The organism is Massilia sp. DWR3-1-1 (genome assembly GCF_049898325.1).
Classification (GTDB): domain Bacteria; phylum Pseudomonadota; class Gammaproteobacteria; order Burkholderiales; family Burkholderiaceae_D; genus JAFCUW01.
In genome coordinates this window covers 1-20,852 of the sequence record NZ_JAFCXL010000009.1, presented here as the reverse complement: position 1 = coordinate 20,852, position 20,852 = coordinate 1, and the positions used below count along the sequence as shown (strand labels likewise).

General features: G+C 66.4%; 16 protein-coding genes. 9 read left to right on the top strand and 7 right to left on the bottom strand.

Features of this window, described 5'->3' with window-relative positions; genetic code table 11:
- Window positions 1–13: 13 nt before the first annotated feature.
- Complete coding sequence (kdgD, locus tag ACP7EY_RS11200) at window positions 14–928, bottom strand: 5-dehydro-4-deoxyglucarate dehydratase (RefSeq protein ID WP_426193463.1); 915 nt, start codon at window positions 926–928, stop codon at window positions 14–16.
- Between the two features lie 272 nt (window positions 929–1,200).
- On the opposite strand from kdgD, the gene ACP7EY_RS11195 reads away from it, so the two are divergent.
- Complete coding sequence (locus ACP7EY_RS11195; protein ID WP_426193461.1) at window positions 1,201–2,607, top strand: MFS transporter; 1,407 nt, start codon at window positions 1,201–1,203, stop codon at window positions 2,605–2,607.
- 667 nt (window positions 2,608–3,274) lie between these two features.
- Here the strand turns inward: ACP7EY_RS11195 and ACP7EY_RS11190 are convergent.
- Window positions 3,275–5,980 (bottom strand): TonB-dependent receptor, encoded by a 2,706-nt coding sequence (locus tag ACP7EY_RS11190; RefSeq protein WP_426193459.1) that lies wholly within the window; start codon window positions 5,978–5,980, stop codon window positions 3,275–3,277.
- A 421-nt stretch (window positions 5,981–6,401) separates the two neighbouring features.
- Between ACP7EY_RS11190 and ACP7EY_RS11185 the strand changes: the two genes are divergently transcribed.
- The 3 genes from ACP7EY_RS11185 (at window position 6,402) to ACP7EY_RS11175 (ending at window position 9,406) form a co-directional block, all read left to right on the top strand.
- Window positions 6,402–7,166, top strand: coding sequence for an aldolase/citrate lyase family protein (locus ACP7EY_RS11185; RefSeq protein ID WP_426193814.1), 765 nt, complete (start codon window positions 6,402–6,404; stop codon window positions 7,164–7,166).
- Window positions 7,167–7,234: 68 nt separating this feature from the next.
- Window positions 7,235–8,131: a 2-hydroxy-3-oxopropionate reductase gene (locus ACP7EY_RS11180; protein WP_426193457.1), complete on the top strand. Its 897-nt coding sequence runs from the start codon at window positions 7,235–7,237 to the stop codon at window positions 8,129–8,131.
- Between the two features lie 15 nt (window positions 8,132–8,146).
- Window positions 8,147–9,406, top strand: coding sequence for a glycerate kinase type-2 family protein (locus ACP7EY_RS11175; RefSeq protein WP_426193455.1), 1,260 nt, complete (start codon window positions 8,147–8,149; stop codon window positions 9,404–9,406).
- A 15-nt stretch (window positions 9,407–9,421) separates the two neighbouring features.
- On the opposite strand, the gene ACP7EY_RS11170 is transcribed toward ACP7EY_RS11175, so the two are convergent.
- Entirely contained in the window at window positions 9,422–10,171 is a 750-nt protein-coding gene (locus tag ACP7EY_RS11170) for a FadR/GntR family transcriptional regulator (protein WP_426193453.1), read from the bottom strand.
- A 135-nt stretch (window positions 10,172–10,306) separates the two neighbouring features.
- Here ACP7EY_RS11170 and ACP7EY_RS11165 point away from each other — a divergent pair, with 135 nt between their 5' ends.
- From ACP7EY_RS11165 to ACP7EY_RS11155, 3 genes are all read left to right on the top strand, one after another.
- Window positions 10,307–11,227 carry an SMP-30/gluconolactonase/LRE family protein gene (locus tag ACP7EY_RS11165; RefSeq protein WP_426193451.1) on the top strand — a complete coding sequence of 307 codons (921 nt, stop codon included), beginning with the start codon at window positions 10,307–10,309 and terminating at the stop codon, window positions 11,225–11,227.
- Window positions 11,228–12,118, top strand: a complete 891-nt coding sequence (locus tag ACP7EY_RS11160) for an aldose 1-epimerase (protein WP_426193449.1) — start codon at window positions 11,228–11,230, stop codon at window positions 12,116–12,118.
- 134 nt (window positions 12,119–12,252) lie between these two features.
- A complete protein-coding gene (locus ACP7EY_RS11155) occupies window positions 12,253–12,645 on the top strand; it encodes a hypothetical protein (protein WP_426193447.1) in 393 nt (130 codons plus the stop codon).
- A 30-nt stretch (window positions 12,646–12,675) separates the two neighbouring features.
- Here ACP7EY_RS11155 and ACP7EY_RS11150 read toward each other — a convergent pair whose 3' ends face one another.
- From ACP7EY_RS11150 to ACP7EY_RS11135, 4 genes are all read right to left on the bottom strand, one after another.
- Window positions 12,676–13,896: a DUF4861 family protein gene (locus ACP7EY_RS11150; protein WP_426193445.1), complete on the bottom strand. Its 1,221-nt coding sequence runs from the start codon at window positions 13,894–13,896 to the stop codon at window positions 12,676–12,678.
- A gap of 29 nt (window positions 13,897–13,925) precedes the next feature.
- Window positions 13,926–15,779 carry a glycoside hydrolase family 28 protein gene (locus ACP7EY_RS11145; RefSeq protein ID WP_426193443.1) on the bottom strand — a complete coding sequence of 618 codons (1,854 nt, stop codon included), beginning with the start codon at window positions 15,777–15,779 and terminating at the stop codon, window positions 13,926–13,928.
- Window positions 15,780–15,797: 18 nt separating this feature from the next.
- Window positions 15,798–17,108, bottom strand: coding sequence for a glycoside hydrolase family 28 protein (locus tag ACP7EY_RS11140; protein WP_426193441.1), 1,311 nt, complete (start codon window positions 17,106–17,108; stop codon window positions 15,798–15,800).
- Between the two features lie 144 nt (window positions 17,109–17,252).
- Window positions 17,253–17,954: a FadR/GntR family transcriptional regulator gene (locus tag ACP7EY_RS11135; RefSeq protein ID WP_426193438.1), complete on the bottom strand. Its 702-nt coding sequence runs from the start codon at window positions 17,952–17,954 to the stop codon at window positions 17,253–17,255.
- A 290-nt stretch (window positions 17,955–18,244) separates the two neighbouring features.
- Between ACP7EY_RS11135 and garD the strand changes: the two genes are divergently transcribed.
- Entirely contained in the window at window positions 18,245–19,813 is a 1,569-nt protein-coding gene (gene garD / locus ACP7EY_RS11130; protein ID WP_426193436.1) for a galactarate dehydratase, read from the top strand.
- Between the two features lie 41 nt (window positions 19,814–19,854).
- A complete protein-coding gene (locus tag ACP7EY_RS11125; protein ID WP_426193434.1) occupies window positions 19,855–20,682 on the top strand; it encodes an NAD-dependent epimerase/dehydratase family protein in 828 nt (275 codons plus the stop codon).
- The last annotated feature ends 170 nt before the right edge of the window (window positions 20,683–20,852 follow it).

Sequence of the window (20,852 nt, the reverse complement as noted above, 5' to 3'; positions counted from 1 at the left end):
GGAGCCGCTTGGCTTATTGGGGGCCGAGCGACTTGATCAGTGCGTCCAGCTGTTCGCATTCTTGCGCATTCAGGTCGATCAGCGGCGTGCGCACCGGGCCGGCGGTATGGCCCACCAGGGTGGCGCCGGCCTTGACGATGCTCACGGCGTAGCCGGCTTTCTTGTTGCGGATGTCCAGGTAGGGCAGGAAGAAATCGTCGATCAGGCGGTTCGTCGTGACATGGTCGTCGGTGCGGATTGCCTCGTAGAATTCGATCGCCGTCTTGGGGATGAAGTTGAACACGGCCGACGAATACACGGGCACGCCCAGCGCCTTGTAGGCGGCGGCATACACTTCCGCCGTTGGCAGGCCGCCCAGGTAGGTGAAGCGGTCGCCCAGTTTGCGGCGAATCGTGACCATGGTTTCGATCTCGCCCACGCCGTCCTTGAAGCCGATCAGGTTCGGGCAGCGGTCGGCCAGTTGCAGCAGCGAGTTGGCGTTGAGTTTGCAAACGTTGCGGTTATAGATGACGACGCCGAATTGTACCGATTTGCAGACGGCGACGATATGCTCGACCAGGCCATCCTGGCTCGCTTCCGTCAGATAATGGGGCATCAGCAGGATGCCGTGGGCGCCCAGGCGCTCGGCTTCCTGGGCATACGCGATCGCGGTGCGGGTCGGGCCGCCGGCGCCGGCCAGGATCGGCACCTTGCCGCGGCACGTTTCGACGGCCACCTTGACCACCGCAGTGTAATCCTCGGGCGTGAGGGAGAAGAACTCGCCGGTGCCGCCAGCGACGAACAGGGCGGTAGCGCCATACGGCGCCAGCCACTCGAGGCGGTCAGCGTAGGTGCTGGCGACAAAATCGCCCTGCGCGTCGAAGTCGGTGATGGGGAAGGACAGCAGGCCGGAGGAGAGGATCTGTTTGAGGTCTTGGGGCGTAAACATGTGAGCATCACCATTGTGTTGTGGGAGAAAACGATGACGCCCGCGAAGGCACCCACCGCTGTTATCAGTCATCGTATAACATGGGCGAAAGATGCGCAAGCGCTACGCGGCGTTTAGTCCATGTGGTCAAGTGTGATTAATTCAGACAGACGGATTGCTATTTCTAAAAACCGTCTCTATACTCGCCCTACACGTTGTAGGATGACCGATGACGACCCGATCACTATCGTCGTCCGCACCGAAAAAATATAAGCATAACGGAGAGACACGAGATGAATCAGCAACAGATCGGGAAGTACCGATGGACGGTGTGCGCCATGCTGTTTTTTGCCACCACCGTCAACTATCTGGACCGGCAGGTGCTCAGCCTGCTCGCGCCCGACTTGTCCAGGCAATTTGGCTGGACCAACAGCGACTACGCCAACATCACCGCCGTATTCCAGTTCGTGTATGCGATCTCGATGCTGTTCGCCGGCCGCATCGTCGACCGGCTCGGCACCAAGCACGCCTTCATCCTGGCCATCACGGTGTGGTCGATCGGCGCCATCGTGCATGCCTGCGCGATCCCCATGGGTGCTGGCCTGAATGCCGTGCTGGGCGCGGTGGGCATCGCGGCGGTGCCGGTATCGGTGGCCGGCTTCATGATCGCCCGGGCCATTCTGGCCATCGGTGAAGCGGGCAACTTTCCTGCGGCAATCAAAGCCACCGCCGAGTATTTTCCGAAACGGGAGCGCTCGTTTGCGACCGGCATTTTCAATTCGGGCGCCAACATCGGCGCCGTGCTGGCGCCCATCAGCGTGCCCTGGATCGCGGCGCAATGGGGCTGGCAAATGGCCTTCATCGCCATCGGCGGGATCGGCTTCCTGTGGATGGGCATGTGGCAGTTTCTCTACGAAAAGCCGGAACAGCAGAAGCGCCTGAGCAGCGCCGAACTGGCCTACATCAACAGCGACGTCGTCGTGGCGCCCGCCACCGAACAAGTGGCCGCCCCTTCGGCACGCCGCCTGAGCTGGGTCGAACTGCTCGCCTATCGCCAGACCTGGGCATTCGCCTTCGGCAAATTCATGACCGACGGGGTCTGGTGGTTCTTCCTGTTCTGGCTGCCGAAGTACCTGCACGCCCAATATGGGATGGAGAAAACCGCCATCATGGTGCCGCTGGCCGTGTTGTACAGCATGACCATGGTGGGCAGCATCGGCGGTGGCTGGTTGCCGACCTGGTTCATCAACAAGGGCGCCTCGCCGTACGACGGCCGCATGAAGGCCATGTTGCTCATCGCCGTGTTCCCGCTGGTGGTGCTGCTGGCCCAGCCGCTTGGCTATATCAGCGTGTGGGTGCCGGTGGTGCTGATCGGCATCGGCGCCTCCGCCCACCAGGCCTGGTCGTGCAACCTGTTCACCACCGTGTCCGATATGTTCCCCAAGAATTCGGTGGCCTCCGTGGTGGGCATCGGCGGCATGGCCGGCGGCCTGGGCGGCGTGCTCATTTCGAAAACCGGTGGCTGGGTATTCGATTATTACGGCGCGCTGGGCCAGATCCAGACCGGCTATACCATCATGTTCGCCGGGTGCGCGGTGGCCTATCTGCTGGCCTGGTGCGTGATGAAAGCGCTGGTGCCGACGCACTCGGAGATCGAAGCACCGGGCCCGGATTTCACGGTACCTGCTACCGCCAGGTAAGCCTGCGGCGCAGTCCCGCCACAGCCGTTCAGCGTCAAGCTGAACGGCTTTTTTTCGTCTGCATCGGGGCGCTCTGGCGCCCGCATCGTGGCCATGACAACACAGCCGTGCAGGCGCGCCTTTGCGCTCGGTTTGCTGCGGGTGAAATGCAAGCGCCCGCTCCCGCGTTGCGGCGCTGGTATGCCGGTATCGATGCGTTTGCCGCAGGCACCCCTGGGCTGGCCACGGGCCCATCAGCCGAAGCGGCCTGAGCTGGCGCCGCCGTGCGGCCCAGGGTCGGGGCACGCGCAAGCCGGTCGATCCTGGCCATGCCTGGTAGCGCTTGCTACGGCAATTGACAGGGCGCCATGGGTCCGGCTCGCGGTCGGGCAGGTCGCCAGCGACGGCTTGCCAGGGACGTGTCGCTGGGAAAATTCAACAGGCAACGGTGAAAGCGCCGGGCCTTCGCTACAGGCACGGTACGGCCGCAGCCAGCGTAGCAAGGGGGGGGGGGGCTGCGTCAGTCGAAGAAGGGGGGGAGCGAAAAACTTAAAACGGAAAGCGGAAAGCGGAAAAAGAAAAGCGGATAAAGAAAAGCAGAAAAAGAAAAGCGGACGGGTCGCGCCGGACCGTCCGCTGGCCGGCATCGCGCGCGTGGCGCGATGCCGGGTCAATCACCGTACGGCCATCAGAAGTCGTAGGTCAGGCGCAGGTTGAAGGCGCGGCCGACGGGGCTGGCGGCGCTGCTCAGGTAGCCGTACGTGTAGCCACTGTGGTTCGTCACGGGCGGCTTGGCGTCGAGCAGGTTGGTCACGCCGGCGACAATCACGATGTGCTTGATGCCCTTGTAGGTGCCCGTCAGGTTCCACACCTTGTACGGCTCGATGTCGCGGAAGTACTGCGCCGCCACCAGGTTTTGGTCATGGTAGCCCGAGTTGTAGTTCTGGGTCAGCTGCGCGCCCAGGTCGCCGTTGTTCCATTGCAGTTTGAGCGTGTGCTTCCAGCGGAAGGTGATGATCGGCAGGCTGCTGGTGGTGCCGTTGCTGGCCAGGCCGAAGCGACCGACGTTCGACACGTATTCGCTGTCTTTTTCCAGTTGGTTGTCGAACTGGGTCAGGTAGGTGCCGTCGAGCTGGATCTTGAAGTCACCCGCCGCGCTGCGGGGGAACGCAAAGGCGCCGGAGACGTCAAAACCAGCTGCCTTCTGGCCGCCCAGATTCATCGTGGTGTTCTTGATGTAGTTCAGGGTGCCGTCGGCATTGCGCACGAAGAAGGACGCATATTTGACGGGGTCCATGAAGTACACCTGCTCCGGCAGATTGGCCAGCATGTCCGTCATGCGGATGTTCCAGTAATCGACCGACACGGTGAGGTTCTTGCTTGGTTCAAACACGGCGCCCAGCGTGAAGCCCTTCGACTTTTCCGGCACCAGTTCGGCGTTGCTGCCGGTCTGCTTGGGCAGGGCCACGTTGCACACTGCCGATGCCACGTAACCGGGCAGGGCCTTGCCGCTGCCGACAACGGCTGGCGTCGCGCTTGGGCACAGTATCGGATCGTCCCACTTGGCGCTGGTGGTGCCGGTGGCGCCCGGCAGACGGTAACCATAGCGGTCGAACAGCGTCGGTGCGCGGAAGCCCGTGTTGGCCGAGCCGCGGAACATCAGGGTCTTCATCGGCTCGTAGCGGAAGCTTGCCTTTGGATTGATGGTGTTGCCGAAGTCGCTGAAATGGTCGTCGCGCACGGCCAGGTTCAGGTCGAGCGTCTTGGTGATGGGAATATCGAGCTCGGCAAACAGCGCGGCGACGTTGCGGGCGCCCTCGCCGTGCGACGGGCTGGAGTTGGCGTAGGTGACGCTCGAGGTGATGCCCAGCTTGGTGTCTTCCGTGGTGTCGCGGTGGAAGTCGGCACCGACCGCCAGCGACAGCGGGCCGCCGGCCAGTTCCATCAGCGCGCGGCTGGCCGTCACGTCGACGCCGGCAAAGGTGCTCTTCGAGCTGCGGTTCTTGACGCCGTCGACGCCAATCGATTTCAGGTAGGACAGGCCGGCCGCGTCCTGCAGGCCGAAGGGATTGAGCGTTCCGTTGGCCAGGCCGGTGATCAGGCCGGGGCCGCTGACATAGCCGGAGTCATAGTAGTTTTCGCGCGTGCTGCTGCCGTAGACGAGGCCGGCCTTGTAGTCCCAGTTGCCGATGCGGCCGTCGTCGCTGATGGCCAGGCGCTGGTTGACCTGCACGTCCTTGGTGACGGCCAGGCCGAGGTCGGCCACGCTCCAGGTGACGATCAGCGGTTCGCCTTTCAGACCGGCCACGGCAGGCACGCCGCCACTGGCGCCCGGGTACCATTTGCTGGTCGCCGGCACGGTGGCGCTGACGCCGTTCGCGGCCAGGCTGGTGCTCGGATTCTTGGTGCCAAGGATGTATTCCTGGCCGCGCACGAAATCGACGGACATGGTGTGATCGTCGGAGAATTTCTTGGTGCCGCGCGCATAGAACGTCACCTGCTGATTGCCGTACAGGGCGGTGCCGTATTCATTGGCGTCGAGGATGCAAGTGCTCTTGGCGCCCTGGATCGAATACGGCGCGGCGCAGCCGCGGCTGTAGTACGGGTTCTGCGCGGTCTTGTTGGCGCTGGTGGTGAAGTTGGCCGGCATCGCATAGCCGCCGCTGCCCAGGGTGGGCGCGCGGCCGATGCTGGTGAGCAGTTCGTTGGTGCTCAGTTCGGCGCGGTCCTTAGAGGCCAGCTTGCTGCGGCGGTGGCCGTCGATGGTGGCGTACAGGTTCCAGCCGTCGGTGGCCAGGTTGCCCTTGCCGAAGGTGAAGGTGGCGCGCTGCTCGTCGCCGCCGCCTTTTTTCTCCGGCTGGATGTACTGCGCCGTCAGCGAGGCGCCTTCGTACGAGCTCTTGGTGATGAAGTTGACCACGCCGCCGATCGCGTCGGAACCGTAGATCGACGACGCGCCGTCGCGCAGGATCTCGACACGCGACAGTGCGCTCATGGGAATCACGTCAAGGTTGGCGTAGCCGTCGGCGATGGCCTCATTGGCCAGGCGGCGCCCGTTGAGCAGCACCAGGGTGCGGTTCACGCCCAGGCCGCGCAAGTTGATGTTGGTGCCCGAGCCGGCGTTCGACGGCGCCAGCGAGGCCGATTGCGGCAATGCCATCATGACGTCGGCCAGCGTGGTCATGCCGCGCTGGGCGAATTCCTCGGCCTTGATGGTCGATACGGGCAGTGCCGCTTCGCTGGCGAGTCGCTTGATGCTCGAACCGGTCACTTCGACCCGTTGCATCGGCGCGTCGGCTTGTTGGGCGGCAGCCTGGTTCATCATCGTGAGCACCGCGAGGGTGATCGAGGTGAGGACCAATCTGGACTGCGCGAAATGGGGGTGCGGTTTCATTACATTGTCTCCTGCTGATTATAAATAGGTGGGAATTCGCCTGCCTCTTGTAGGGCGGCTGTGTCGGGGCACCTCGCGTACCCCGCGCCACTGTGACGAAGGCCGGCAGATGCTCTGCGGCCGAGGTCATAGGTGGTCATTTATTCCAACGCTGCTGCTGACTGCAAAAAAGCAACAAGCTGAGCAGAGTTTATGTCATACGATGTCCTATCACAAGCGTTCTCTGCGACCAAGCGCTGTTTTTGCCACAACTGGCAAAAATCTTCGTATCAGCGGTTGTCTTTACAGCCCGATGTTGATAGTATTAAGAGGTATGACGACTGACAACCAGTGTCCATTGCCGCTTGCCGCTGCCGCTTGCACTGCATTTCCCCCATCGTTCTGAGGAGACCTGACCGTGACCTTGCCCATGCCCGTACTCATGCCCATCAATCATTTCAAGCGCGCCATCGGCGCCGGCACGTTGCAGCTGGGGCTGTGGTCCGGCCTGTCCAGCAACGTCACCGTCGAGGTACTGGCCAACGCGGGCTTCGACTGGCTGCTGCTCGACACCGAGCATTCCCCGAACGAGCTGCCGATGGTGCACGCGCAACTGCAGGCGATCAGCCGCGGCGCCACCCATCCCATCGTGCGCCCGCCTTGGAACGACAGCGTGACCATCAAGCGCTACCTCGACCTTGGGGTGCAGACGCTGCTCATTCCATTTGTCCAGGATGCCGCCGAGGCGCAGGCGGCGGTCGCGGCGACGCGCTATCCGCCGCGCGGCGTGCGTGGCTACGCGGCAGCGGCACGCGCCTCCGACTTCGGCCGGGTCAAGGACTATCCGGCGCTGTGCGAGGAGCAGCTGTGCGTGCTGCTGCAGGTGGAGACCCCGCTGGCGCTGTCGAACATCGAATCGATCGGCGCGGTCGACGGCGTCGACGGCATCTTCATCGGGCCTGGCGACCTGGCCGCGTCGATGGGGCATATCGGCCAGACCACCCACCCGGAGGTGGTGGCGGCCATCGAAGACGCGGTGCGCCGCATCCGCGCCTGCGGCAAACCGGTCGGCATCCTGGTCGGCGATGAAAAGCTCACCCGCCACTACATGGCCATCGGCTGCACCTTCGTCGCCGTCGGCAGCGACGTCGGCGTCCTTGCGCGCGGCGCCGAAGCGCTGGCCGCCAGATTCAGGCCGGTGGCCTGAGCGGCCCTGGCTCAAATCATTCACGCATTCAAACCATTCAACACGTTCCAACATCAGGAGAGCGCATCATGAGTAAAGTGGGATTCATTGGCCTTGGCATCATGGGCGCACCGATGGCCGCCAACATCGTCAACGGCGGCCACCAGTTGTTCGCGCATGACCACAAGCCGCTACCGGCGCAACTGGCGGCGCTGGGCGTGGTCGCCTGCGCCTCGGGCGAGGAAGTGGCGCGCCAGGCCGACATCATCATCATCATGGTGCCCGACACCCCGCACGTCGCCTCGGTGCTGTTCGATCAGGGCGGGGTGGCGCAGGGCCTGGCCGCCGGCAAGATCGTCGTCGACATGAGCTCGATCTCGCCCATCGAAACGAAGCAGTTTGCCGCGCGCATCAACGCGCTCGGCTGCGACTACCTCGACGCCCCCGTCTCGGGCGGGGAAGTGGGCGCCAAGGCGGCCAGCCTGACCATCATGGTCGGCGGCCCGCAGGCGGCGTTCGACGCCGTCAAGCCCGTGTTCGAGTTAATGGGCAAGAACATCACGCTGGTCGGCGCCAACGGCGACGGCCAGACCACCAAGGTGGCCAACCAGATCATTGTCGCCCTCAATATCGAGGCGGTCGGCGAAGCGCTGCTGTTCGCCTCGCGGATGGGGGCCGATCCGGCCAAGGTACGGCAGGCGCTGATGGGCGGTTTTGCCGCCTCGCGCATCCTCGAGGTGCACGGCGAGCGCATGATCAAGCGCACCTTCGCGCCCGGCTTTCGCATCGAGCTGCACCAGAAAGACCTGAATTTGGCCCTGTCGTGCGCGCGCCAGGTCGGCGTGTCGCTGCCCAATACCGCCACCGCGCAGGAACTGTTCAACAGCTGCGCCGCCCATGGCGGCAAGGCGTGGGACCATTCGGCGCTGGTGCGCGCGCTCGAGCTGATGGCGAATTACGACATCGGCGCGCCGGTGCCGGAATAACTTGTGGAGATCGCCATGATTGATCCACCGAAGCTGCTGCGGCAAATGTTCGATGCCGCCGTCGCCGCGGCGCAGCCGTCGCGCTGCCTGCCGCCGCACCTGCCGGCCGCGCCGCGCGGGCGCACCATCGTCATCGGCGCCGGCAAGGCCTCGGCCGAGATGGCGCGCGCGCTCGAGCAGCACTGGCCGGGCGAACTGGCCGGCCTGGTCGTCACGCGCTATGGCTACGCGGTGCCGTGCGAGCGCATCGAGATCGTCGAAGCGGCCCACCCCGTGCCCGACCAGGCCGGCATGACGGCGGCCCGGCGCATCCTCGCGCTGGTGCAAGGCTTGAGCGCCGACGACCTGGTGATCTGCCTCATTTCCGGCGGCGGCTCGTCCCTGCTGGCGCTGCCGCTGGACGGCGTGACCCTGGCCGACAAGCAGGACCTCAACCGCGCGCTGCTCAAAAGCGGCGCCACCATCGGCGAAATGAACTGCGTGCGGCGCCACCTGTCGGCCGTCAAGGGCGGCCGCCTGGCCGCCGCCTGCCACCCGGCGCGCGTGCTCACACTGCTCATTTCCGACGTGCCGGGCGACGATCCGGCCGACATCGCCAGCGGCCCCACCAGCGCCGACCCCAGCACCTGCGCCGATGCCCTCGACATCCTGCAACGCTACGCCATCAGCGTGCCGCCCGCCATCCGCACATTGCTTGAGACGGGCGCCGGCGAATCGCTCAAGCCGGGCGACGCCCGCCTGGCCGGTAACGCCATTCGCATGATCGCCACGCCGCAGATGGCGCTCGAAGCGGCCGCCGCCGTCGCCCGCGCCGCGGGCGTTGCGGTCCACATCCTCGGCGACAGCATCGAGGGAGAAGCGCGCGAAGTGGGCATCGTCATGGCCGGCATCGCCCGCCAGGTGCGCACGCACCATCAACCGTTCACGCCGCCCTGCATCGTGCTCTCGGGCGGCGAAACCACCGTCACCGTGCGCGGCGACGGCCAGGGCGGGCGCAACGTCGAATTCCTGCTCTCTCTTGGCGTGGCCTTGAATGGCCTGGCGGGCGTGCACGCGATCGCCTGCGACACCGACGGCGTCGACGGCCAGGCAGACATCGCCGGCGCCCTGCTGGCCCCCGACACCCTGGCACGCGCCTGGGCGCTGGGCATCAAGCCGCGCGCCAGCCTGGCCAACAACGACGGCCACGGCTTCTTCCAGGCGCTGGGCGACTCCGTCGTGTGCGGGCCCACCCTCACCAACGTCAACGATTTCCGGGCAATCTATATCGGCTGACGGGGCGCGCGGGTTCTAGGGCAGCTTGCCCTCGATGAGTTCCTGCGCGCGCCGCAGGCGTTCGCGGCTGTTGCTCAGGTGGGTGCGCATGGCCGCGCGCGCCGACTCGGGGTCCTTGCGCGCGATCGCATTGAACAGGTCCTCGTGCTCGTGGATCACGCGCTCCATGTAGGCCGACGGCTCGTCCTGCGCCAGCTTGGCCGAGTTCACGCGCGAGCGGGGAATGATGTTCGTGCCCAGGTGGTTGAGGATGTCGTGGAAGTAGCGGTTGCCCGACGCCTGCGCGATCAGCAGGTGAAACTGCACGTCCGGCGCCACCGTTTCACTGCCATTGCGCGCGCAGGTCTGGAAGCTGTCGAGCGCGGCGCGCAGTTGCTGCAGTTGGGCGTCGCTGCGCCGGCTGGCGGCCAGGCCGGCCGCTTCGGTCTCGAGGCTGATGCGCAGTTCGAGGATGGCCAGCACGTCGCGCATCGTCACGACCGTGTTCGGATCGATGCCCAGCATGGCCGCCGGCGGCGGCTCAAGCACGAAGGTGCCGATGCCGTGGCGCGTCTCGACCATGGCGGCCGCCTGCATGTGCGAAATGGCTTCGCGCACCACGGTGCGGCTCACACCCAGGATGCGCATGAATTCGGCTTCGGTGGGCAGCTTGTCGCCCGGTTTGAGGGTCCCGTCGCGAATGGCGTCGGCAATGTAGGCCACCACCCCCTGGGCCAGGTTGCGGTGTTTTTTGGGGGGCGCGGAGGGCAGGGGTGTCGGGATCATGGAGTCGCTCGGAAAAGGAACTGTCGAGGGCAGTCGTTGCTATTTAAATGTGTGCTGATTATACTACTGCAATCGTTGTACGACGACCGATATCCTTCCATTGGCGCGCCGCGCCACCCACACTCAAAGGCAATCATGGCAACTCCATCAAGCTTCGGCGCAGCCGCGACCATCGACCGCGTCGGCGACATGGCCTGCGTGGTCGGCGAGAGTCCGTTGTGGTGCGCGCGCCGCGCCCTGTGGTACTGGGTCGATATCGCCGCCCGCGCGATCTGGCGCTTCGATGGCGCCACCGGCACGGCGCGCACATGGCAGTGTGCCGAAATGGTCGCCTGCATCGCCCTCGACGAGCAGGGCGACCTGATCGCCGGCATGGAAAGCGGGATCTTTCAGCTGCGCCTCGACGAAGCGAGCCAGGCAGTGGCGGCGACGCGCCTGGCCGCGCCCGCCGGGAGCATGGCCGGCATGCGCTTCAATGACGGCCGCTGCGACCGCCAGGGGCGCTTCTGGAGCGGCACCATGGCGCTCGATGCGACGCTGCCGCCCGCCAGCGGCAAGCTGTATCGCTACAGCGCCGGCGCGGGCATCTCGGCGCCCGTGGTCTCGGGCCTGGTCACGCAGAACGGGCTGGCCTGGTCGCCCGACGGGCGCACCATGTACCTGTCGGACTCGCACGCCTCGCGCCAACTGGTGTGGGCCTTCGATTACGATACCGCCAGCGGCACCCCCAGCGGCCAGCGCGTGTTCGTCGACATGAACGGGTACCCGGGCCGGCCCGACGGCGCCGCCATCGATGTCGATGGCTGCTACTGGACCTGTGCCAACGACGCCGGTCAGCTGCACCGCTTCACGCCCGAGGGCAAACTGGACCGCTCGATCACGCTGCCGCTGGCCAAGCCGAGCATGTGCAGTTTCGGCGGCGCCGACATGACAACCATGCTGGTCACCTCGATCAGCACCGGCGCGCCCGCCGGCGACCTGCTGGCCGGCGCCGTCCTGATGCTCGATGCGGGCGTGGCCGGCATGCCCGAGCAATGCTTCGGCGGCCACGCTTGAATGCGCACGGTCACGCTACGTAACGCTTTTCTTGGTGCCGAGATCGTGCCGGACATCGGCGGCGGCCTGGCGCGCCTCGATGCGCTGGGCGCGGCCGCGCCGGTCCCCGTGCTGCGCCCGCTGGCCGCTGCCACCGATGCTGGCAGCAGGCCGCGGCCGAACCAGCTGGCCTGCTTTCCACTGCTGCCGTGGTCGAACCGTCTGGCCGGCGGCTTCGCCTTCGACGGCCGCAGCTACCAGGTCGCCCCCAACCGTGACGGCGATCCTTACCCCATCCACGGCGACGGCTGGCTGCTGCCGTGGCAAGTCATCGAACAGGGGGAGACGGCCGTCTCGCTGCGGCTCGATCGCGCGGCCGGCGCGCCGTTTTCGTACGTGGCGCAGATGGACTATGCGCTGCATGACGCCACCCTCGCGATCACGCTCGAAGTGCAAAATACCGGCGCATGCGCGCTGCCGTTCGGCCTGGGCCTGCATCCGTGGATGCCACGCAGCGCCGGCGTGACGCTGCGCGCGCCCGCGCGCGAAGTCTGGCTGGGCGGCGCCGACAAATTGCCGGCCAGCGCCGTGCCGGTGCCGCCGGCGTGGTGCTTCGAGCATCACAGCCCCTTGCCGGCCAGCGCGATCGACAACGTGTTCGCCGGATGGGATGGCGGCGCCGACATCGCCTGGCCGGAGCGGGGCCTGCGCTTGCGCATCGAGGCCGACGCCGCCTATTACATTGTGTATGCGCCCGCTGGCGGCGATTTTTTTTGCTTCGAACCGGTCGACCACGTCATCAATGCCCACAACATGCCCGGCGGACCCGTGCACAACGGACTGACCGTGCTGGCGCCGGGACAGCGCCTGCGGCGCCAGTTCACCTTCAGCGTCGATCACAGCCCCGTCTGAGCGCTCGCCGGGTCGCGCGCCTGCCTGAATTTTGGTATTACCAGCTTGCCAAGGTGGTCAGGCCACATTAGAATCAACGGGCGACGTTGACGTCGCGCGGTGGCGCCATTCGATCCAACCAGCGGGAGACACTTTTGACAAGCAGGCAAATCGCATCGCGACTTTCGAGCGCGCGGCGTATCGACAAGCTGGGGGCGCTGGTCGCCGCGTTCGCGGCGCGCGATCTCGGCAATGCCGGCGTCGCCCTGTTGCTGGAATGCTCGCTGACGGCGGCGCGCAACTACCTCGCCGAACTGCTCGACGCAGGGGTGATCGATGCGCATCCCGTGCGCCAGGCCGCGGGCTGCCTGGACCGCACGCTGTATCGCCGTAGCGCCGATCCGCTGGCGGCAGGGGTCTTCCTTGCCGCACTGACCCGCGCCGACTGCGTGGCCGGCTGTTCCCCTGGCGCCGGCAGTGCGCCGGCGCGCCGCGATCCGCTGGTGGCGGCCTTGTTCGGCGCGCCGCGTCCATCGTCCGCATGCTGAACCAGGGGCGCCGGCGGCGCCCCGCTTGCCTCAGGGCGTGGCCGACAGGCTCACGCTGACGGGCGCGCGCACGCGCGCCGACTGCTGGGCGACGTAGCGCTGCCAGTCCTGCCGCGAGGTGATCTCATTCGACCCGCTCCAGGCGGCGCCCACGTAGTAACGCAGTGGCTGGCCGGCGCTCACGGGCGCGAGCATCAGGGCGTTTCTGGCGTCCTCCGCGTAGGCTGGCTGGCCCGCCGTCGGCACGATGATGGCGGTGCCGAAGGCGCCCTTCGAGCGCTGCTCGACCCACTGGATCAGCGCGCCGTCGCCTGCTGCCTGGTCGACCGTGATCGTCGGCGTCTGGCCCTTGTCGGACGGGGTCTTGTTGATGCCCACGGCCGCGGTCAGCTGCTGCGGCCCGGTGAACGAAAAGGTGCTCTCGACCTGGTCGAAATAATGGCCCGCGTCGACCGTGTAGCGCTTGACCTCGGACACCTTGACGCCGGCGGCGTCCCAGCTGTCGTAGCCCAGCTCGAAGATGGCCCGCACCGGGCCGTTGGCCAGCACTTTCCAGGTCCGGTAGTTCACGCCCACGTGCAGTGCGGCGCCGTCCCACACGCCGGTGCCGCCGTTGCCACGGCTGCCGCTGACGTTGTACATGTCGATGCCTTCGCCTTCGTCGTGGTGGTAGTGGTCATGGCCCTTGTTGTACCAGCGGTCGACGATCGGATACGGCACGCGCTTGAACCAGATATCCACCCCGCTCGAGACCAGCACCTCCTTGCCGGAGCCGGGCGCGGCCGGCGCGGCCAGCGCGCTGCCGTAGGTGCGATGGGCGACCTTGTCGTTTTCCCAGGCGAAGTCGTCGAGCCGTTCCGGCACGTAGCGGGCGAAGGCCTTGATGGGGAAGGGCGGCGACACCGTCGTGGTTTTCTCGATGGTGAAGGTGGCGCTCTTCTCGCCGGCGGCGAAATCGTGCTGGAAGAACAGCTCGCCGTAGGCCACGCCTTCGCCGCGCGGGTCTTTCACCAGCGGCGCGACGTTCGTCACCTGGTAGGGCAGCACGTGGCCAGCGGCGTCTTTCACGACGATCTGCTGGAGCAGCGCGCCGGGCAGGTGCAAGTTGACGCTGGACCAGGCGATCACGATCGTCTCGGCCGGGCGTGCCAGCTCGCCCGTGTTGCTGACGGCGACGGTGAGCTTGCCGGCGGCGTTGGCCAGGCAGCAGGCGCTGGCGGCGGCGGCGAATAGAATAGGGCGCAGTTTCATGGTGTTGCTTCCTGTAGGGGCGGCGTGATTCAAGCCGACAGCGTGCTGTTGTGCACGCGTCCGGCGATGGTGACGTTCTTCAGCGTCAGGCCCTTGACGTTATAAAGGTAGTAGGGCTGGGCGGCGTTGACGGGCGTGCCGAAATCGCAGTCGCTGATGGTGATGTCGTGCACGGGCAGGATGGCGGGCGCCGGTTGCGGGCCGTTGTAGTCGAAGGCGACGGGGCCCAGGATGACGATCGCCTGGTAGCACGAGACCTGCTTGCCGCCCTTGGTCACATTGCCCACGCGGACGTTCGAGATGTGCACATTCGATACCACGGGCGGGCGCGTGCGCACATTGTCGGCGCGCGGGGAGTAGTCGCAGTCGAAGGTGACGACGGCGCCGGCGGCGGCGGCCACGCTGCGCGTCGCAATGGGCGAACCGGGCAGGGACGCGTAGAACGAGGGGCTCGTTTGCACGCCGTTCGGGATCGATATATTGCGCACGTAGAAATTGCGCAGGTAGCCGCCGCGGTTCATATTCGTTTTCAGGCGGATCGCCGTATTGAGCGCATTGGTGGCCCAATGGACGTTCTCGAACACCAGGTCCTGGGCGAATACGTTCTGGATGCCGCCCGCCATTTCACTGCCCAGTGTTACCGCGCCATGGCCGCTATGCATGGTGCACTTCTGGATGACGATGTTCTGCGACGGCCCGTACTGGGTATCGAGGTCCTTGCCCGATTTGATGGCGATGCAGTCGTCGCCCGTATCGAAGGTGCATCCATCGACGAGCACGTAGTCGCACGATTCCGGATCGAAGCCGTCGCTGTTCGGCCCCAGGCTGTTGGCATAGACCTTGCGGATCACCAGGTTGCGGCAGTGGACCGGATGGTGCTGCCAGAACGGCGTGTTGGTGACCTGGTAGCCCTGCAGCAGCACGTTGGTGCAGCCGATCAGCTGGATCATCGGCGGGCGCAGGAAATGGCCCAGCCCGAACGCCCGGCGCGCCACCGGCACCCCCGCTTCGGACAGCGCCGGCAGGAAGTTCTCGTCGCAGCGCCAGGTCTCGCCCTCGCCCTGGATCAGCCGGCGCTGCGCGTCGTCCAGTTGGGGCGCGATGGCCGCCAGCGAGCTGGGATTGCGCGGGTTGGGGGTGCGCTGCGAGGGTTTGTTGGCGGTGAAATTCGGGGTGGTGTGCTGCGCCGCCGCGTCGATCGTCTTGTCCTTGCCCTTCCAGGTCCACCAGCAGTCCTTGCTGCCATCGAAGGGCATGCCACCCTGGCCATCGAGAATGCTGGTCCAGTCATCGCCCGTGAGCGCGATATTGTCCTGGCCGTGCGCATACACCATGGGCGAAAAATTCAGGCAGTCGTTGCTCTGCCAGCGCGACAGCACCAGCTTGCCGTTGGCGCCGCAATCGTAGTCGCCGTACCTGGCGTAGTCGGCCGGGTTGTTGCTGAAGTAGATGCGGGCGCCCGCCTGCAGGTGCACGTTGACGTTCGACAGCAGCACCAGCGGGCCGGCGCAATACCAGTCGCCGGCGGCGATCACCACGCGCCCGCCACCGGCCTGGTGGCAGGCGGCGATGGCGGCGGCGAACGCCGCGTAGCAGTCCTTCGACCCCGGCGCCGGCGTGGCGATGTCGGCCTGTTCGTCCGACGAGCGCCAGCCCTTGACCATCACCAGCTTGCACGGCGCGGCGCCGAAGTCGCTGGCCAGGTAGTCGACCTTGCGGAAGGAAACGGGCTTGGCCAGGCGGTCGATGATCGCCTGCGCCTGCAGCCATGGGTCGGGGGCGACATGGGCCGCCGCCAGTGCCGCCGGCGCCGCCGGCGCCAGCCCGGCCGCGCCCAGTGCCTGGATCAGGCCGCGGCGTTTCGTGTTGATGGTCTCTTGCATGGTGTCTGCCTTGTGGTTTTATTGTGGGGTGGTGAGGGGAGGCGGCGCTGGCGGGAAGGGCGTGAAGCGCGCGCTGCAGTCGATGCCCTGGACGCCGGGCGGATTGATTTGTCCCGGCTGGCCGTCGCCGCCGATGCGGGCGAACGCCAGTTGCACCTCGGGCGCGCCGGCGACGACGACGTCGCGCACGGTCAGCAGCAAGGGGCGCTGCTCGTCGTAGCCTTGCAGCAGCACCTTGCCGGGCGTGATGCTGTGCACGCGCTCCATCGTGATGCCCGCATACGAGGGGATCAGGGTGCCGGCCGGCTGCGGCTCGTAGTGGGTGCCGATGTAGATCGGCGCCTTGACGTCGCGCAGGCAGACGTTGCGGTAGACGATGTCGCGCACGTCGCCGCCGCGTGTGTCGTTGCTCTTGATGCGCAGGCCCGCGGTGGTGCCGTCCATGCTCAAGTCCTCGACCAGCACCTTGCGCACGCCGCCGTTGGTCTCGCTGCCGATCGACATGCCGTGGCCACTGTAAAAATGGTTGTGCAGGATCGAGATGTTCTCGGTGGGGCCGTTGTTGCCCGCCTTGATGGCGACGTTGTCGTCGCCGGTGCGGATGAAGCTGTGGGCAATGGTGACGTTGCGTGAGGAGATCGGGTCGATGCCGTCGGTGTTGCGGGCGTCGTGCGGGGTGTCGATGCGCACGCCCCAGGCGGTGAAGCCGTCGACCCGGTTGAGCGTGACGTGGAAGTTCGGTGAATTGCGCAGCGTGATGCGGTGCATGGTGAAGTCGCGCGAGCGGTTCACTTCGATCAGGCGCGGCACGTTCTGGCGGCCCTTCTCCTTTTGCGCGCGGCGCGCCAGCTGCCACCACGATTCGGTCTTGCCATCGACCAGGCGGCCGCCCTGGCCGTCGATCACGCCGTCTCCCATGATGCCGGCGCCGCTGGTGTCGTCGGCGCTGATCAGGGGGCGGCAGCCGCGGCCGTTGGTGTCGATCGTGCCGCAGCTGCCGGCGCCGCGGTCATAGACCCTGGCATCGCCGCTGGCGTACAGCGTGGCCCCGCCATCGATCACCAGCGTGACGCCGCTGGGCAGGCGCAGCGGACCACTGGTGAAGCGTCCCTGCGCATTGGCCGGCGCCAGGTGCAGCGCGTGCCCGGGCGCGCAGGCGTCGAGCGCGGCCTGGATGCGGGCGGCGTCGTCGCCACCGGCTGCCAGCGCCAGCGGCGCCAGCACCGCGCACGCCGGCGGCAGGCGCGGCTCGCTGACGGTGCGGCTATCCTGGGCGCCCGCGGCGGCGCACAGCGCCAGCGATGCCAGCGTGCAGATGCGAAGTTTCATGTCTGTGTCCCCTGTTATTGTCGGCAAAGCGGGTCCGGGGGACCCGCCTGGTGGCGCACCTCGCGTGCACCGTGCCGCTGTCGACGAAGGCCGCCCGAAGGGGCCGAGGTCGCAGGCGGGGCTTGCAAACGTCGTCTCTACAAACTAGCCCCGCGAAAAAGTGCGGGTGACGCGCTCGAGGTGGGCACGCATGGCGCGCTTGGCCTCGGCCGGGTCACGCGCGGCGATCGCCGCGACGATGCGGCGGTGATCGGCCAGCGTTTCGAGGCGCAGTTCTTCGGTCTGGAAATGCTCCTTGAGCTTGTGCCACAAGTGACCGCGCTGATCCCACAGGTAGCCCATCACGCCGACCAGCGCACTGTTGCCGGTGGCGCGCGCAATGGCCAGGTGGAAGTTGCGGTCGGCCTGCTCGTTGCTCGACTTGTCGGCGTGCTGGCGCTCCATCTCTTCGACCGCGCGCAAGATGGCGTCGACGGCGCTGTCGGTGGCCATGCGGGCGGCGATGGCGGCCACTTCGGCCTCGATCAGGCGGCGTGCCGACAGCACTTCGAACGGGCCGGGGCCCGCTTCGGCCAGGCTCGCCTCCAAGGTCGCCGCTTCGCTGACGTACACGCCGGAGCCGCTGCGCACCTCGACGACGCCGCCCAGTTCGAGCGCGAGCAGCGCTTCGCGCAGCGAGGCGCGGCTGACGCTGAGCTTGATCGACAGGTCGCGCTCGGACGGCAAGCGTTCGCCCGGCGCGATGCGCTCGTCGCGGATCATCTGCTGGATGCGGTCGGCAACGACGCGGTACAGGCGCGGTTCCTGGCTGACGGTCTCGTGGGGTGGCGAAATTTTCTTGTTCATGGCGGTGTGATCTTGTTGACGGTTATTGTAAAGTGGTTAGACCAATTTTTCAATGTGGACTAGCCAAATATTTTATTTGCTGGCATACTTGATTGGTCAGGCCTGGCGCCTATCCCAACAGGACGGGGGAAGCCGGAAGCGATGCATGGCAAGTGTGGGCAAGGCGCGAGGTGGCGGCATGGCGAGCCATGCAACGACGAGCAACGTAGCACACGCTTGTCAGGCGCGCTACCGGCGACTTCGCACTGCTGGGGCAGGCGCCAGGCATCAACCACGCCAAGGAAGGTACCATGACCACTGCGACGTCCAGCGCGCCCGCCCCGATTCCCCGTTACATCCGCATGCACGACAACGACAATGTGGCCATCGTCGTCAACGACGGCGGCCTGCCCGCCGGCGCCGTGTTTGCCGATGGTCTCACGCTGCGCGAAGCAGTCCCGCAGGGCCACAAGGTGGCGCTGACGGACATCGCCGCCGGCGCGCCGGTGTTGCGTTACAACGTCACCATCGGCGCCGCCGCGAAGGCGCTTGCAGCCGGTAGCTGGGTCGCCGAGGCCGAGGTACTGATGCCGCCGGCGCGTGGACTGGACCACCTTCCCGTGAGCACCCGCGCTCAGGAAGCGGTCGAACCACTGGCGGGCTACACCTTCCAGGGCTACCGCAACGCCGACGGCACCGTCGGCACCCGCAACATCCTGGCCATCACCACCACGGTGCAGTGCGTGGCCGGCGTCGTCGAGCATGCGGTGGCACGCATCAAGGCCGAGTTGCTGCCCAAGTATCCCAACGTGGACGACGTGGTCGGTCTCGAACACACCTACGGCTGTGGCGTGGCGATCGACGCGCCGGGCGCCGAGATCCCCATCCGCACCGTGCGCAACATCAGCCGCAACCCGAATTTCGGCGGCCAGGCGATGCTGGTGAGCCTTGGTTGCGAAAAGCTGCAACCGGCGCGCCTGTTCCCGAAAGGCGCCATCCCCATCGCCGGCAATGGCGGCGAGCCGTCCCACGTGTGCCTGCAGGACGAGGCGCATGTGGGCTTCATGTCGATGATCGCGTCGATCATGCAGACGGCCGAGCAGCAACTGGCCGTGCTCGACCTGCGCCGTCGCGAAACCTGTCCCGCCTCCGAGCTGATCGTCGGCATGCAGTGCGGCGGCAGCGACGCCTTCTCCGGCGTGACCGCCAACCCGGCGCTGGGCTTTGCCACGGATTTGCTGGTGCGGGCCGGCGCCACCGTGATGTTTTCGGAGACGACCGAAGTACGCGACGGCATCGACCAGCTGACCGCGCGCGCCGCCTCGCCCGCGGTGGCCGACGCGATGGTCGCGCAGATGGCCTGGTACGACAATTATCTCGAGCGGGGCGGCGTTGACCGCAGCGCCAACACCACGCCGGGCAACAAGAAGGGCGGCCTGTCGAACATCGTCGAAAAGGCCATGGGCTCGATCGTCAAGTCCGGCAGCATGGCCATCTCCGGCGTGCTGGCGCCCGGCGAGAAACTCAGCAGCAAGGGGCTGATCTACGCCGCCACCCCGGCCAGCGATTTCATTTGCGGCACCCTGCAACTGGCGGCCGGCATGAACCTGCACGTCTTTACGACGGGCCGCGGCACCCCGTACGGACTGGCCGCCGTGCCAGTGATCAAGGTGGCCACCCGCACCGCGCTGGCCACGCGCTGGCATGACCTGATGGACCTCGACGCCGGCCGCATCGCCAGCGGCGAGGCCAGCATCGCCGACGTCGGCTGGGACCTGTTCCACATGCTGCTCGACGTTGCCAGCGGCCGCAAGACCTGGGCCGAGCAGTGGAAGCTGCACAACGCGCTGGTGTTGTTCAACCCGGCGCCGGTGACCTGAGCTCCCACCCCAATTTACTCTCTCATCCATCATTGACGACCATGACCACACACACTATTGGCAAGCCCTTCAAACGCATTTTGCTCACCGGCGCCGCCGGCGGGCTGGGTACCGTGCTGCGCGAGCGCATCGGCGCCTGGGCCGACGTGGTGCGCCTGTCCGACCTGCGCACCGACAGCCTGGGCGCGGCCCGCGCCGGCGAGGAGATCGTCCAGTGCGACCTGGCCGACAAGGCCGCCGTGCTGGCGATGATGGACGGCGTCGACGTGGTGCTGCACTTCGGCGGCCTGTCGACCGAGTACGCGTTCGAGGACATCATGCAGGCGAACATCCTCGGCACGGCCAACCTGTACGAGGCGGTCGACAAGTGCGCCGTCAAGCGCGTGGTGTTTGCCAGCTCGAACCATGCGGTGGGCTTCTACCGCACCACCGACGTCATCGACGCCGACGCGCCGACCCGCCCCGACACCTTCTATGGCGTCAGCAAATGCTTCGGCGAGTCGCTGTCGCGCTATTACTACGACCGGATGGGCATCGAGACGGTGTGCGTGCGCATCGGTTCCTCGTTCCCCGAGCCGAAGAACCGCCGCATGATGACCACCTATTTCAGTTACGACGACCTGGTCGAACTGCTGCGCTGCTCGCTGTTCGCGCCGCGCGTGGGCCACACCATCGTGTTCGGCCAGTCCGACAACGCGGGCAGCTGGTGGGACAACACCAAGGCGGCCCACCTGGGCTTCAAGGCCAAGGACAGTTCGAGCCAGTTCGCTCACCTGTTCCCCGCCACCGCCGAGTATCCGGAGGCGGGCGACGTGACGACCATCTACCAGGGCGGCCCCTTCGTGCTGAACGGTCCGCAGTACAAGTAAGCGAAAACGGTAAATGCAAAAGGGCCGCGTGCGAACGCGGCCCTTTTTTTTAGGCGCTTTCACCGTTAGCTGTTGAGTTTCTTTCGAGCTCAAGCGCTGAAGTGACCGAGCGCCGCTGCGAGGAAGCGCTCGGCGTTGCCGATGCGGCGCAGGTCGATGGCCCAGCACCA

Excerpts from the sequence above, each read along its gene's own strand:
- kdgD (WP_426193463.1), bottom strand. The coding sequence starts at position 928 with ATGTTTACGCCCCAAGACCTCAAACAGATCCTCTCCTCCGGCCTGCTG.
- ACP7EY_RS11195 (WP_426193461.1), top strand. The coding sequence starts at position 1,201 with ATGAATCAGCAACAGATCGGGAAGTACCGATGGACGGTGTGCGCCATG.
- ACP7EY_RS11190 (WP_426193459.1), bottom strand. The coding sequence starts at position 5,980 with ATGAAACCGCACCCCCATTTCGCGCAGTCCAGATTGGTCCTCACCTCG.
- ACP7EY_RS11185 (WP_426193814.1), top strand. The coding sequence starts at position 6,402 with ATGCCCATCAATCATTTCAAGCGCGCCATCGGCGCCGGCACGTTGCAG.
- ACP7EY_RS11180 (WP_426193457.1), top strand. The coding sequence starts at position 7,235 with ATGAGTAAAGTGGGATTCATTGGCCTTGGCATCATGGGCGCACCGATG.
- ACP7EY_RS11175 (WP_426193455.1), top strand. The coding sequence starts at position 8,147 with ATGATTGATCCACCGAAGCTGCTGCGGCAAATGTTCGATGCCGCCGTC.
- ACP7EY_RS11170 (WP_426193453.1), bottom strand. The coding sequence starts at position 10,171 with ATGATCCCGACACCCCTGCCCTCCGCGCCCCCCAAAAAACACCGCAAC.
- ACP7EY_RS11165 (WP_426193451.1), top strand. The coding sequence starts at position 10,307 with ATGGCAACTCCATCAAGCTTCGGCGCAGCCGCGACCATCGACCGCGTC.
- ACP7EY_RS11160 (WP_426193449.1), top strand. The coding sequence starts at position 11,228 with ATGCGCACGGTCACGCTACGTAACGCTTTTCTTGGTGCCGAGATCGTG.
- ACP7EY_RS11150 (WP_426193445.1), bottom strand. The coding sequence starts at position 13,896 with ATGAAACTGCGCCCTATTCTATTCGCCGCCGCCGCCAGCGCCTGCTGC.
- ACP7EY_RS11145 (WP_426193443.1), bottom strand. The coding sequence starts at position 15,779 with ATGCAAGAGACCATCAACACGAAACGCCGCGGCCTGATCCAGGCACTG.
- ACP7EY_RS11140 (WP_426193441.1), bottom strand. The coding sequence starts at position 17,108 with ATGAAACTTCGCATCTGCACGCTGGCATCGCTGGCGCTGTGCGCCGCC.
- ACP7EY_RS11135 (WP_426193438.1), bottom strand. The coding sequence starts at position 17,954 with ATGAACAAGAAAATTTCGCCACCCCACGAGACCGTCAGCCAGGAACCG.
- garD (WP_426193436.1), top strand. The coding sequence starts at position 18,245 with ATGACCACTGCGACGTCCAGCGCGCCCGCCCCGATTCCCCGTTACATC.
- ACP7EY_RS11125 (WP_426193434.1), top strand. The coding sequence starts at position 19,855 with ATGACCACACACACTATTGGCAAGCCCTTCAAACGCATTTTGCTCACC.